At 69.3% G+C, this 13,677-nt stretch carries 11 protein-coding genes; 1 reads left to right on the top strand and 10 read right to left on the bottom strand.

Going from position 1 to position 13,677, the window contains the following annotated elements:
- Positions 1–137: 137 nt before the first annotated feature.
- The gene (locus tag ABD340_RS19490; protein ID WP_344590423.1) at positions 138–1,391 is read right to left on the bottom strand and encodes a hypothetical protein; all 1,254 of its coding nucleotides are present in this window, start codon (positions 1,389–1,391) and stop codon (positions 138–140) included.
- Positions 1,392–1,771: 380 nt separating this feature from the next.
- Positions 1,772–2,260: a hypothetical protein gene (locus tag ABD340_RS19485; protein WP_344590422.1), complete on the bottom strand. Its 489-nt coding sequence runs from the start codon at positions 2,258–2,260 to the stop codon at positions 1,772–1,774.
- A 284-nt stretch (positions 2,261–2,544) separates the two neighbouring features.
- On the opposite strand from ABD340_RS19485, the gene ABD340_RS19480 reads away from it, so the two are divergent.
- Positions 2,545–3,390 (top strand): SRPBCC family protein, encoded by an 846-nt coding sequence (locus ABD340_RS19480; RefSeq protein ID WP_344590420.1) that lies wholly within the window; start codon positions 2,545–2,547, stop codon positions 3,388–3,390.
- Between the two features lie 19 nt (positions 3,391–3,409).
- Here the strand turns inward: ABD340_RS19480 and ABD340_RS19475 are convergent, their stop codons facing one another.
- The 8 genes from ABD340_RS19475 to ABD340_RS19440 all read right to left on the bottom strand — a co-directional run bounded on the left by ABD340_RS19475 (position 3,410) and on the right by ABD340_RS19440 (position 13,479).
- Complete coding sequence (locus ABD340_RS19475; protein WP_344590419.1) at positions 3,410–3,817, bottom strand: YchJ family protein; 408 nt, start codon at positions 3,815–3,817, stop codon at positions 3,410–3,412.
- A gap of 122 nt (positions 3,818–3,939) precedes the next feature.
- Positions 3,940–4,119, bottom strand: coding sequence for a hypothetical protein (locus tag ABD340_RS19470; protein ID WP_344590418.1), 180 nt, complete (start codon positions 4,117–4,119; stop codon positions 3,940–3,942).
- Positions 4,120–4,154: 35 nt separating this feature from the next.
- Positions 4,155–5,741 carry a hypothetical protein gene (locus ABD340_RS19465; protein WP_344590416.1) on the bottom strand — a complete coding sequence of 529 codons (1,587 nt, stop codon included), beginning with the start codon at positions 5,739–5,741 and terminating at the stop codon, positions 4,155–4,157.
- Between the two features lie 235 nt (positions 5,742–5,976).
- Positions 5,977–6,996, bottom strand: a complete 1,020-nt coding sequence (locus ABD340_RS19460; RefSeq protein WP_344590415.1) for an ABC transporter permease — start codon at positions 6,994–6,996, stop codon at positions 5,977–5,979.
- Positions 6,993–7,958, bottom strand: a complete 966-nt coding sequence (locus ABD340_RS19455; RefSeq protein WP_344590414.1) for an ABC transporter permease — start codon at positions 7,956–7,958, stop codon at positions 6,993–6,995. The genes ABD340_RS19460 and ABD340_RS19455 overlap by 4 nt, the downstream gene beginning before the upstream one ends.
- Positions 7,951–9,522, bottom strand: a complete 1,572-nt coding sequence (locus ABD340_RS19450) for a sugar ABC transporter ATP-binding protein (protein ID WP_344590413.1) — start codon at positions 9,520–9,522, stop codon at positions 7,951–7,953. Before ABD340_RS19450 ends, ABD340_RS19455 begins: the two co-directional genes overlap by 8 nt.
- On the bottom strand, positions 9,522–10,610 hold the full coding sequence (locus ABD340_RS19445) for an ABC transporter substrate-binding protein (RefSeq protein ID WP_344590411.1): 1,089 nt from the start codon (positions 10,608–10,610) through the stop codon (positions 9,522–9,524). Before ABD340_RS19445 ends, ABD340_RS19450 begins: the two co-directional genes overlap by 1 nt.
- A gap of 199 nt (positions 10,611–10,809) precedes the next feature.
- Entirely contained in the window at positions 10,810–13,479 is a 2,670-nt protein-coding gene (locus ABD340_RS19440) for a PA14 domain-containing protein (protein WP_344590410.1), read from the bottom strand.
- Positions 13,480–13,677: the final 198 nt, after the last annotated feature.

Here is a 13,677-nt window from a genome sequence, read left to right as displayed (position 1 = left end):
GCTGCCCGTACCGCATTGGCCTTTTCTCTTCATCGCCGTTCGGAATGGCGATGTTAGTCAATAGAAAGCAGCCAATAAAGCCAGCATGGCAAAATAAGATAAATTGCCAGTAATGGGCCGAGTGGGATTCTTCTGCTTCAGAAAGGCCAGTTGCTGTTTCTGGCGGCTTCGATCCATGGGATGACGGGGTACGCGGCGTCGGACAGGCCGCCGAAGAGCAACCGGTCACGGGACGGGACGGCAGGTGCGCCGCTCAGTGCCCAGGAGTAGACGGGAGCGGGGACGTCCATCTCGGCCGGGTTCTGCGCATGCTCGTAGGCGACCACGACCCGGTCGTGACCCGCGAAGGAGCTCTGGACCGCAGAGCGGCACGCGAGCGGCACGCCGGGGAGATCGCACGACCGCCAGCGGGGCAGGCCATGCAGCGGAGATTCGCCCGGCACGACGCTGAACGGCTTGCCCTCGGCCGTCACGATGTCGGCGGTCTCGCAGCATTGCGCGAAGGTCAGGCCGAAGACGGCGGCGGTGTCGCTGGTGTGGTCGAGGACGAGCAGCGTGCGGCCTGGAATGCGCGGGAGCGCGGCGAGACCGTAGGCGGCGGCGCGTTCCAGGAAGGGCACCCAGCGCTGGTGGGCCACGGCCCTGCGGGCGGCCGCGAGCCGAAGCGGGAGGATGCCGGCGGCGCGGATCGCGGCGGGGTCGGCGAGCCGGGACGCGACCGTCATCGCCGTCTCGAACGAGATGGGCGCCTCGTCGAAATGGGTCAGGCAGCGCACGAGGTCGTCGAGCGGCATCGAGGGAATGAGCCGTTCCCAGTCGGCGCGGCCGAGCGGGCGGCGCAGCATGCCGCCGGCGCGCCGCCAGGTGAAGCCGAGGTCGGTGAGGGGGACGGTGTCGTCGGCCATGGGCGGATGGCCGTCCAGGAGCCCCCGGTGGCGGTGGACGAGGGATAGGGACGCGGGGATCTCGCGGCGCGGGTGGCGCCGCCGGTCGAGGGCGTGCCGGAAGAGATCGGCCTGCCGCTGGTCGCGGGCGCGCGGGTGGACCAGCTCGATGACGTCGCCGAACCTGTACGGCGCCGGTGTCGGGGCCGTGAAGTGGGACGACGGGAACGTCCTGGCGGTGAGGAGCGAGCCGGGGACGGACAGGTCGGGGTGGCCGGTGTCGTGGGCGAGGAGGGACCGCTCGTCGTACAGGCGGGTGACGGCGTCGGCGAGGCCGCGCTTGACCGGCTTGGGCAGGGCACGGCCGTAGGCGCCGGTCCAGTACGCCAGGAAGAGGCCCGGGTCGTCGCCGCGGCGCAGTACCGAGTCGATCACCTGCCGGGACATTCCCGGCAACCCGGCCGCCAGCCGCTCGTGCGCGAACGCCGCCGCGCCAACGAGCGCCACATACCGCATCGGCGTCGCGGCGCGCTGCCAGCGCAGGAACCGCGCCGTCCATTCGGGGTCCTGCCGTGTGGCGTCCCGGACGAGTTCCCTGTAGCGGTCACGGGCCGCGCGCCCCCACAGGAAGAAGGCGTCCTCGTGACCGAGCCGGGTGAGGGCGGTGAGGAACAGCTCCTCCAGCGTGTCGATGGTCGCCTCCTTCCCGGATGGTGCGCCTGCGGACGGCCCGAGATCGGGCGGGCGGCGGGCTGGGTACCGACGGGGCGTGAGCAGTGCCCCTTCGAGGGGCCCGCTCCACCACCTCCTGAAGCAACCGCGACCATCGCACCGGGTCCTGCCCGCAGGCGCACGAGGGAGCCTAGGGAAGGTGTCTGACAGAACGGTTACCGTTCGCCCGCGGAGTGCTTCAGGGCGGATTCGTATTGCGGCCTGGAGAAGGTGAACGGACCGAGCGAGGACAGGTCCCAGTCACGATGAGTGTTGCGGAACGACGACCAGCGCACCGTGGTCTCTTCCACTTCAATGCGGGCCATGAGCGCCCAGCACTCGTCGATGCCGCAGGTGCAGGTGAGCATCATCGTCTCGCCGTCGTCCCGGTAGAACCAAGGAACGTCGTACGGGTCTCCCAGGAGGTGCCGGCCGGGCCAGCCATAGCTGGCCCCAAGGCGCATGTAGCTGCCCGCCAGCAAGGGGGCCGGATCGGGTGCGAAGTCCTCTGCGCGTTCCTGCTGTTCTTGCAGTGCGAAGGGCAGCTCCGCCTGCCGGACGAGTTCGATCAGTTCCGTTCCGTCCACCAGGACGTTCAGGACGTGGACCGGATCATCGGCCCAGTCGCAGGTGTAGGGGACCAGGCTGAATTCGATGGTGTTCATAATGTGGACCGGCCGCCTTTCAGTCTCGTGCGGAACACCGGGCCTGCGGGGTCCTGATGAAGCGCCTCCTGAAAAGGAGGCACTCGGAAAAAGTCACGTAACGCTGCGAGGGGCTGACGTGCTGCAACCGCGACTTAAAGGGACTTTTCGGCACGTTTTGTCACCGCGTCGTTACAGTAGCAGGCTGTTTCGGTCGCCTTTACCGTATTAAAGCCGCTGGCCTGTTTTGTCGGGATCTGGGTAACCCGGCGCGGTACCCCAGTGAACGGCGAGGTGACGTGCAGATGAGGTTCCGGGCGGGCGTGGCGGCCGGTGCCACGGGCTATTTGGTCGTGCGGGCGGCGCATACGGCCGTCCGGCGGCTCCACCCGGGACGGCGGCTGCGCGAGTACTTCGAGGCCAGGCTGGAACGCGCCGTCCGTGACCGGGCCGCGAAGGCCGCGCGCGGCGGCCCGCTCGCCAAGGCGGCGCTCGCCGGAGTACGGGCGCTGAGCGAGGGCCGCTCGCAGGTCCGGGCATTGCTGAGCGCCGGATGGACCGCGGTCAAGGAGACCCTCGCCGGGATCTTCGGCTCGTCCGGGCAGGGCCGCGTCGTCGACATCGAGGAGCAGATCGACATCGGGGCGCCGCGCCGCCTGGTGTACGACCAGTGGACGCTGTTCCAGCGGTTCCCGGAGTTCATGAAGAAGGTCGTCAGCGTCGACCAGGTGGCCGACGAGAAGCTCGACTGGAAGGCGAAGATCTTCTGGTCCAGCCGGAGCTGGGAGTCCACGATCGTCGAGCAGGTCCCCGACGATCACATCACCTGGCGTTCCGGCGGACGGGTCGACGGCACCGTCAGCTTTCACGCCCTCGCCCCCGATCTCACTCGCGTACTGCTGACCATCGAATACCGGCCGCGCGGGCTCTTCGAACGCGTCGCCGGTCTCTGGCGCGCGCAGGGCCGCCGTGTCCGGCTGGAGCTCAAGCACTTCCGCCGCCACGTCATGACCCAGACGCTGCTGAACCCCGACGGGATCGAGGGCTGGCGCGGCGAGATCCACGACAGCGAGGTCGTCCAGTCCCACGAGGACGCCGTCGCCGAAGAGGAGAAGCAGGGCTCGGAAAAGGAGTACGAGGACGCCAAATGACGCGGGCGCGCCGCTGCCGTCAGAAAGACGTGCCGTTCAGGTAGACCCAGGCTCCGTCGTGGCGGGTGAAGGTGCTGAGCTCGTGGAGCTGCCCCTTCCGGCCGCCCTGGGTGTAGTGGGCACGGAATTCCACCGTCCCCTTGGTGTGGAACGGGCTGCCGTCGGAGGTGCCGAGGATTTCCAGGCCGTCCCAGCGCAGGTCGTCCTCGAAGCCGACGGCGGGAGGGCGGGTGGTGGGGTGCCAGCTCTTCAGCAGGTATGCGCTGTCCTGGACGGCGAAGGCGCTGTAGCGGGAGCGCATGAGCTGCTCGGCGGTCTTGGCCTGGGTCTCGCCGCGATGGAGCCGCCCGCAGCATTCGCCGTAGGCCGAGGGCAGCCCGCAGGAACAGGGGCCGGCGGGACGGGCTGGAGCGCGACGCTTGGGCATCCACCCATTGTGACAGCCCGCTCTTGGCCCATTGCGCCCTCGACGAGCCATTCCCTGCCCAGGGTCGCTCCGAACAGCGGCGCTGGGTGCCCTCGCCGCGGGTGACAGTCGGCACGGGCTGTTCACCTGTCGTCGTTGGGTGGACCAGCGTGGCCCGCTTCCGCCGGGACGAACCGCCGCACGTCGATGCGGTGCGTGATGGCCGACCGCGGGCCGAAGGCATCGCGGAGGTCCACCGGGTCGTACCGGACGGGGGCGGGCGGGAAGCGCGCCCGCGGCCCCGTGGTGTCCGTTCTGTTCACCGACCCTGAGTGGCCAACGGTTCCGGCCGTTCCGATCACTTCTGATGGCCGCTGCTGGCCTCGAATATGAAGAGCGCGATCGCGATGCCTGTCAGTGCGAGCAAGAGAAACGACGTCAGCAGGTGGTCCCGCCGGTTCACCCGCATGGCGAGCGTCGAGTTCGCCCTGGTCAGAAGTAGAGATGCGGCTATCGATGCCGGAAACAACAGACCAGCGATCTGACTCATCCCGATTCTGTTGTCCCGACGCAAGAATCCCAGCCAAAGCAATGCACCTATTGCCGTGGTGAGAAGAATCCAAACCGTCCAATTGGTTGCGCGAACCGACTTCACCGGTTTCATTTTGAAGGTAAGCCAAACTCTCTCCACTCGCTTTTTGCTGGTCGCGTAGAAGGAAAATAGTTCGGCATCTTGTGTGACATGCGCCAATCCCTTGTCGAAATCTAGCTCCTTGTCGGATTCGGTGCGGATGGTCCACGCTTTTTTCTTCAGTTCGATGTTCATGTCAGGAACCCGAATATTGACATGGTTGGACTCCGCGTCGTTGAATGTGACTATCTGTAGCACCTGGCGAGAAAATGCGCCTGGACGTTGGGCGAGATTGAACCTCCCACCCTTTGGGATCCCGCCGAAGTAGAGAATACGCTTTTCTTCGACCTTGACTTCGAACGGTTCGTCCAAGGGGACCAGGCACTCTGCAAAAAGAGTCCGGTAGCCTCCACATTTGGCATACACTGACAGAATCTCTTTTGCCTCTGGATGGCACTGAGCTTGGCCTAGAAACTTCTCGAGATCGCCAAGCAGTTCGAATATTCGCTGGTGACTCCACAGGTTATCCATCACTTGCGGCAGAAATGGGACTGCTATAAGTGGATTTCTGGTGGCGCTGTCCCGGTGAAATGGAAATACGCCTGGCGTGACGATATTGCCGATCTTGGACGCCTCCCCCCGCCACCGCCGTCGCTCTCTATAGGAAGGCTTTTCTGTCTTCTTTTCGGACTCTGCCAGCCCGGCAAAGCTGGTTTCCAAATATCGACCTAGAATTGAAGGGTCGAACCTGCCGAGCCATTCGATAAATCGGTCGGAAGGGCGAAGCTTGTCGAGCCGCTTGATAAATCTGTCGGAAGGGCCAAGTTCGCGGAGTTGCTTGATGAGGAGCCTGGAAGGGCCAAGCTCGCCGAGTCGCGCGACAAATCGCGCAGCAGATTGGCCAAAATCGTCAAGCCGTTCGATGAGCCGCGACGATCTTTTCTCGCGAAAGTCTGTCCACGGTCGCGGTTCAAAACTGAAGAGGCCTTCCAGAAAGGCGATGAAGTCATTGTGCATTTGACTGTCGGGGTTGCCCTTGCACATTATCTCGCTGGCCCGACGTCGGAAATATTTGACTTCAATCTCAGCGCGTTCGTCTCCAGAGAGTGGGTAGGCTTCTTGATCGGCGACAATTACCCGCAGATCTACCGGGTGCTGCTTCAAGAGTTGGACGATTGGCAAGATCAAGCGAACATGGGTCTTTTTTTCGGGAAGGGTGAACCCTAGTGCCTTGCCCAGGTGGTCCCGAAGCGGCCTGACATGGATGCGGTAGTAGCGCTCGGACCATAGTTCGCTCGAAAGGCGAATCTCCATGGTAGACCGCATGCGCCAAGCCGGGAGATCCTTCAGTAGGTGGACGGGTACCTCGTGGCACCGCCTCAGATCACACTTTTGGTCGTCGTGCAAATAGTCGCCCATGGTCGACAGCCTCCCGGGGGAGGTGTTCCCGCTTTCGGCTTTGTGGATTTTTGTGCAGCGGTAACGAATCGGTGTTGATCGGCCCCGGGAGAGTCAATGGATTGCGGCCTGGGGTCCGTTCAGGGTGCGGTCAGTTCAGGCGTTGGGTTCTGCTCAGGATTCGTTGTGCGACCACGACAAGTACCAGGAAGGCCCCACTGACCACCTGCTGGACGGCGGAGGTGAGGCTGCCGAACTGGTTGATGAGGTTCTGGATCACTCCGAGCAGCAGCACCCCGGCCATCGTGCCGGTCACTCCGCCGACCCCGCCGGTGAGGAGGGTTCCGCCGATGACGACGGCGGCGATCGCGTCCAGTTCCAGGCCGATGCCGAGGATCGTGACGCCGGAGGACAGCCGGGCGGCGTTCAGCGCCCCGGCCAGGCCGGCCAGCAGGCCCGACATGAGATAGACCATGATCTTGGTGCGGGCGATCGGGACGCCCATGAGCCCGGCGGCGTCCTCGTTGCCGCCCACGGCGTACACGTTCTGCCCGAACCCGGTGCGCTGCAGCAGCACGACGCCGACGATCGCCAGGGCCACGGTGATGAGGACCGGCCAGGTCACCCCGAACGGCCCGTCCTGGCCGAGCGAGGCGAAGGCGCGGTCCTGGACGAGGTAGGTGGTGGCGCCCTCGTCCGAGACGGCCAGCATGATCCCGCGGACGCCGAGCAGCCCGGCCAGTGTCACGATGAACGGCGCCATGCCGAGCCGTGCGATCAGCACGCCGTGCAGGAGCCCGATCGCCCCGCATACGGCGAGCGGCAGCGCGAGCGCCGCGAGCGCCCCGGCCTGGGACCCGTACGCGGCCAGCACCCCGCCGAGCACGAACAGCGAGCCCACCGACAGGTCGATCCCGCCACTGATGATCACGAAGGTCATGCCGAGCGCGATGATCGCCAGGAACGACGACGACACGATGACGGCGCGCAGGTTGGCGCCCGTGGCGAACGAGTCGAAGGCGACGGTGCCGAAGGCCACCAGGCTCAGCAGCACCAGCGCCGCGCCGTGGTGCTGCAGCAGCCGCCCGAGCCGTTCGCGCCGCGCGGCCGCGGACGCGCCGCCGGCCGGGGGCGCCGCCCGGCCCGCCGTGATCGCGGTGGGGTCGGTCATCGCGCACCTCGGTTTCCGGCCGCGTACACCGCGGCGAGGATGATGGCCGCCTGGACGATCTGCGCCCAGGACTGCGGCAGGTCGTGCTTGATCAGCGTGGCCTGCAGCAACTGCATCAGCAGCGCGCCCATCACCGTGCCGATCACCCGGACGCGGCCGCCGCTGAGCGGGGTGCCGCCGATGACCACCGCGGTGATCGCCGACAGCTCCATGAACAGCCCCAGCGAGGTCGGGTCGCCGGCCTGGAGCCGCGCCGTCGCCAGCACCCCGGCGCCGGCCGCCAGCGTGCCCGAGATCATGTAGACCGCCAGCAGCAGCCGCTTCACCGGCAGCCCGGACAGCTCGCTGGCGGTCCGGTTGCCGCCGATCGCCACGATCTGCCGGCCGAACGTGGTGCGGCGGACGGCGAACGCCAGCGCCGCGGTCAGCGCGGCCGCGATCAGCACCACGTACGGGAGCCCCGCCACCGAGCCGCTGCCCAGCGCCAGCAGTCCCGGGTCGCTCACCTCTTTCAACTGCGGCACCAGCACGTTGGCCAGTCCGCGCACCCCGACCAGCAGCGCCAGCGTCGCGACGATCGGCTGCACGCCGACGTAGGCGACCAGGCCGCCGCCCGCCGCGCCCACGACGGCGCCCGCCGCCAGCGCCGCCAGCACGGCCGGCAGCGCCCCGTACCCGAGGTACAGCACCACCATCGACGCGGCCAGCGCCATCACCGAGCCGACCGACAGGTCGATGCCCTCGGTCCCGATGACCAGCGCCATGCCGAGCGCGACGATGACGATCGGGGCGACCTGCACCAGCTGGGTCCGGAAGTTGCCGGTGTCCACGAAGTTCGGGGTGAAGACCACGTTGAACAGCAGCAGGGCCAGCACCGAGGCGTACACCCCGTACTCCTGCAGCCACGCCAGGACGCGCGCCCGGTCGGGGGCGGGGCGGCGTCCGGCCACGGCCTCAGCCATGGCGCTCCTCTCCTCTGTCACCGGCATGATCGTCCCCCGCGATGGCGGCCATGACGCGCTCCTCGGTCACCTGGTCGCCCGCCAGTTCCCCGGCCACCGTCCCGTCGCGCAGGACGACCACCCGGTCCGAGCCCTCCACCAGTTCCTCCAGATCGGAGGAGATGAGCAGCACGCCCAGACCGTCCCGGGCCAGTTCCTCGACCAGCGTCTGCACCTCGGCCTTCGCGCCCACGTCGATGCCGCGGGTCGGCTCGTCCAGCAGCAGCACCTTGGGGTTCATGGCGAGCCAGCGGGCCAGCAGCACCTTCTGCTGGTTGCCGCCCGACAGCTCCTCCACCCGCTGGTGCGGCGAGGACGCCCTGATGCGCAGCCGCCGCATGAAGCCGTCCACCAGCCGGTCGATCCGCCCGTCGGAGACCACCCCCGCCTTGGCGAGACGGGGCAGCGCGGCCAGCGCGATGTTCTCCCGCACCGAGAGGCCGGGGACGATGCCCTCCGCCTTGCGGTCCTCGGGCAGCAGGCTCACCCCGGCGCGGATCGCCACCGCGGTCGACCGGCGGCGGCGCAGCGCCGACCCGGCCACGACCACCTCGCCGCCGTCCAGCGGCAGCGCGCCGACGATCGCCTTGGCGGTCTCGGTACGGCCCGCGCCCAGCAGCCCGCCGAGCCCGACCACCTCGCCGGGCCGGACGGTCACCGAGACGCCGCCGAGCACGTGCCGGCGGGTGAGGCCGCGCGCCTCCACGACCGGTGGCCCGGCCGCCGCCGCGTGCTCGCCGGAGAACCGCGTCACCCCGCCCGACCGGACCTCGGCGAGGTCGCGGCCGAGCATGAGCGAGATCAGCCGGAGCCGGTCCAGGGCGGCCAGCGGGCCGGTGTGCGCGACCCGCCCGTCCCGCAGGACGGTGACCCGGTCGCACAGCCGGTACAGCTCGTCGAGCCGGTGGCTGACGTAGATCGTCGAGATGCCGCGGCGGCGCAGCTCCCGGACGACGCCGAACAGCGTCTCCACCTCCCGCGGCTCCAGGGACGAGGTCGGCTCGTCCATGATGACGACCCGCGCGTCCACCGACACCGCGCGCGCCAGCGCCACCATCTGCTGCGTGCCGACGCCCAGCGAGCGCAGCGGCCGGCGCACGTCCGCGCGCACCCCGAGCCCGGCCAGCTCCCGTTCCGCGGCCGCGTGCAGCCGGGGCAGGTCGATCACGCCGAACCGGTTGCGCGGCTCCCGCCCCAGGAGCAGGTTGCGGGCCACGCTCATCGCCGGTACGAGGCCGACCTCCTGGTAGATCGCGGAGATCCCGGACCGGCGCGCGTCCAGCGGGGAGCCGAACCCGACCGGCCGCCCGGCCAGCAGCACCCGGCCGCCGTCCGGGCGGTGCGCCCCGGTGAACACCTTGATCAGCGTGGACTTGCCGGCGCCGTTCTCCCCGACGAGCGCGTGCACCTCGCCGGGGAGCAGCGTGAAGGAGACCTCGTCCAGCGCCAGCACGCCGGGGAACCGCTTGGAGACGCCGCGCGCCTCCAGCACCGGCTCCGGGGCGCCGCCTGCCGGGGTCGCCATCAGTAGGCCTGGCCCAGCGAGCCCTTGGCGTTGGCCGTCGTGTACTCGCGGTCGCTGATCAGGACCTTCTCCGGGATCGGCTCGCCCGCGGTGAACTTCCGCGCGGTCTCGAACGCGAGCGGGCCGAACCGCGGATTGGACTCGATCACCGCCTGCAGCCAGCCGTCCACGATCGAGCGGACCGCGCCGCGGGTGCCGTCGATGGACACGATCTTGACCTCGCCGGGCTTCTTGCCCGCGCCCTTCAGCGCGGTCACCGCGCCCAGCGCCATCTCGTCGTTCTCGGCGTAGACGCCGTTGATGTCGGGGTTGGACTGCACGAGCTGCTCGGTCACCTGCTGGCCCTTCTCGCGGGTGAACTCGGCGGTCTGCTCGAACGAGATCCGGATGCCGGGCGCCTTCTCCTTCATCCGGTCCTTGAACCCGTTGGTGCGGTCGGTGGTGACGTTGTTGCCGGGCGCGCCGAGCAGGATCGCGACCTTCCCCTTGCCGCCCAGCACCTTGATCATCTGGTCGGCGGCGCGGACGCCCTGCTGGTAGAAGTCCGAGCCGATGAACGTCAGGTAGTCGCGGCACGCGCTGGCGTTGATCTTGCGGTCCACGGTGATGATCGGGATCTTCTTCGCCGCGGCCTGCCGCAGCACCGGCTCCCAGCCGTCGGAGTTCAGCGGCGCGATCACCAGCAGCCTGGCGCCCTGCGCGATCAGCTGCTGGACGTCGGTGATCTGCTTGGAGAACTGCGACTGCGCGTTGGTGACGCGCAGCTTGGAGATGCCGAGCCGGGCCGCCTCGTCCTTGATCGACTTGGTCTCGGCGATCCGGAACGGGTTGGCCTCCTTCTCCGACTGCGAGAAGCCGACCACCGACGACTTCAGGTCGAACGCCGCGCCGCCGAACTGCTTCAGCGTGCACGTCGACCCGGCCGTGCCGGCCGGGGACTGGGCCACCTGCTGCTGCGCCTGAGCGCCCGCGGTGCCCTCGGACGCCGCGTCGTCCTCGGACTTGGCGCAGCCGCCGGCGGCGAGGACGGCGGCGAAGGCGACGGCGGCGAAGGGAAGGTGACGGGGGTGGCCGGGCTGCTTGGTCATAGTGGTTCCTTACGTTCGGGCGGCCGGACCGAGGGACGCCGGGTGGTGCTGCGAACAGGGGCCCGCAGGGGGCCAGGGGAGGGGCCAGGGGAGGGCCGGAGGAGGGGCCAGGAGTCGGGAGCGGGCGACGGCGGCGGGTCGGCCGGGCGCGTTGGACGCGCGGCCGGCCGGCCCGTCACCGGCCCGGTCGGGCGCGGGGTCAGCCGCAGCCGACCGGGGTTTCGTCGATCACCGCCCGGTTGGCGTCCGCGATCCGCTTGACGTCGGGTTTCACCACCGCGCGGTCATAGGTGAGCAGACCGTTCAGCTCGGTCTCCACATCGGTGGTCTGGGTGTAGATCGCCGCGCTGAGCCCGTTGCAGGTGCGCAGCCTGCGCAGCTGCTCGCTCATCGCGACGTACCGGTCGGTCAGCGCCTTCGGATCGGGCTCGACCGCGTACCCCCAGCCCCCGCCGGACCAGGTGTGCCCGATGACGGGCAGGCCGAGCCCGCCGTACTCGCCCAGGACCGAGGCCCGGGCGGCGGTGGGGGCGCCGGGCGAGCCCGGCCCCGGGTAGATGTGGTAGTCCATGATGTCGCCGTTGCCGCCGTCGACCGCGCCGCAGCAGTTGATCCCGCTCATGTTGTTCACCAGGCGGGACGGGTCCCAGCCCTTGACGAGGTCGGCGATCCGGGCCTGGTCGTACTGGCCCCAGCCCTCGTTGAACGGCACCCACATCACGATGGACGGGTTGTTGTGGTGCTGGTCGAGCATGGTGCGCAGCTCGGTCTCGTACTGGGCGCGCTCGGCGGCGTCCGGGGAGCCGAACATGGACGGCATGTCCTGCCACACGATCAGCCCGAGCCGGTCGGCCCACGTGTACCAGCGGTCCGACTCGACCTTGACGTGCTTGCGGACGGTGTTGAAGCCGAGCCGCCTGGTCTGCTCCAGGTCGTAGCGCAGCGCCTTGTCGGTCGGCGCGGTGTAGATGCCATCCGGCCAGAAGCCCTGGTCGAGCGGGCCCATCTGGAAGACGGGCTCGCCGTTGAGCAGCATCCGGTTGACGCCGCCGACCTGCTTGACCTCGACCGTGCGCATGCCGAAGTAGCTTCCGGCGCGGTCGACGGTGCGGCCGCGGTCGTCGACGAGTGCCACGTCCAGGTCGTACAGGAACGGCCGGTCGGGCGACCACAGCTTCGGCTTCGGCACGGGCACGCGCAGTTCGGTGCCGGCCGCTCCGGTGGCGCGGCCCACCACGCGGCGCCCGTCGCGGGCGGTGACGACGGCGCGGGTGCCGTCCGCGCCCTGCGCCCGGACGGTCACGCGCAGCGCCTCGCCGGCCACGTCGGGCGTGCTCCTCAGCGAGGTGACGTGCGCGGGCGCGACGGGTTCCAGCCACACCGAGCGCCAGATCCCGGACGCCGGGGTGTAGAAGATCCCGCCGGGGGTCTTGCGCTGCTTGCCGACGGCCTGGCCGTCCAGGCCGGTGGGGTCGTGCACGCCGACGATGAGTTCCTGCGGGCCGCCGCCGGGCTTGAGCGCGTCGGTCACGTCCACGCTGAAGCGGTCGTAGCCGCCGCGGTGCACGGCCACGCGCCGGCCGTTGACGTACACCGCGGACTCCCAGTCGACGGCGTCGAGGTGCAGCAGCAGCCGTTGCCCGCCGCGGTCGCGGTCGGCGCGCACCCGCCAGCCGTTCGGGACGGTGAACGTTCGCCGGTACCACATGCGGTCCTCGTTGCGTTCGATCCCCGACAGCACCGACTCGGCGGGGAACGGGACCACGATCCGCTCGTCCAGGTTCCGGCCGACCGGGGGCGCCTCGCCCTCGCGGGCGGCGGCGAACTGCCACGTCCCGTTCAGGCTGCGCCACCGCTCGCGGGTGAGCTGCGGGCGCGGGTATTCGGGCAGCGGGTCGCGCGGGTTCATCTCCGCGGCCCACCGGGTCCGGATCGTGTAGTCGGAGCCGTTGGCCGTCGGGACGTGCGTGAACGCCTCCAGCGCCGTGCCGTCCCCGGTGGTGACGCCGCCCGCGCCGTCGTAGGAGACGCGGACGGTGTTGCCGGCCTGCTTGGGGATCGGGTGGGCCGGCGTCAGCACGAGCACCGACGGGTCGCCGGGGCCCGGCTTCAGTGCTTCGAGGGGCCAGGGGGTGCCGCCGACGGTCAGCCTGAAGTGCTCGCGCGCGCTCGCGGGCGGGGCGGCGAGGGCGGTGTCGAAGCCGAGCGACACCGCGTCGCCGGACTTCTCCACCGCGGCCGTGCCCGGTCCCGGCGGGTCGAAGCCGGCGGGGAGCGTGAAGGCGGAGGCGGGCACGATCTCCTTGGGCCGGGACGGGGTCTGCCGGCGCAGCCGCAGGTTCGAGCCGCCCACGTTCTCGAAGTACTCGATCTTGATGTCGTAGTCGGTGCCGGCCTGGAGGCCGATCGGCGCGCCGGTCTTCTCCTGGTCCCAGTTGTCGGCCCAGTTGTCGATGATCAGGCGGCCGTCCACCCAGAGCCGGAAGCCGTTGTCGCCGATCATCGAGAAGGTGTGCGGCTCGGAGCGCTCCGGCCGGATCCGGCCGGTCCAGCGCACCGACACGTGGTCGTTCTGGCCGGTCAGCTCGCGGAAGGTGCCCTCCAGGTCGGGCAGTTCGATGTTGGGGTCGACGACGGTCGACTTGAGCTGGTGGAAGTCGAACGCGCCGGGGGCGGAGCTGGTGTAGTAGTCGCCGCGCAGGCCGCTGCGCTCCGCGGCGGGGGCCGGGGTGCGGTCGCCGCCGGGCGCGGACGCGGGTGCGGCGGTCGCGGGGAGGGCGGCGACGAACTGCCAGACGAGGGCGGCGAGCAGGGCCAGCACGATCGCGGGACGGGGTCTCATCGGGGGACGGGGTCTCTTCGCGTTCATCCCAGGGATCCTTTGCGCGAGGGGGTGGGGGGATCTCAGGACCGGTCGAAACGAACAGATATGAACCCTTGGCCGATCCCAATCAAGCACCGAACGATCGGGTCGGTCAAGAGATATCGATCAAACTCGATCGAAAACGATCCGATCCGGCCGCTCCAGGGCGTCCCAACGACCCGATCCGCCCGGGGGCCCCGGGCG

Origin of the sequence: Actinomadura vinacea, assembly GCF_039532545.1 — a bacterium.
GTDB classification, from domain to species: domain Bacteria; phylum Actinomycetota; class Actinomycetes; order Streptosporangiales; family Streptosporangiaceae; genus Spirillospora; species Spirillospora vinacea.
The sequence above is the reverse complement of the archived record's forward strand: the minus strand, read 5'-3'. Positions and strand labels throughout refer to the sequence as shown.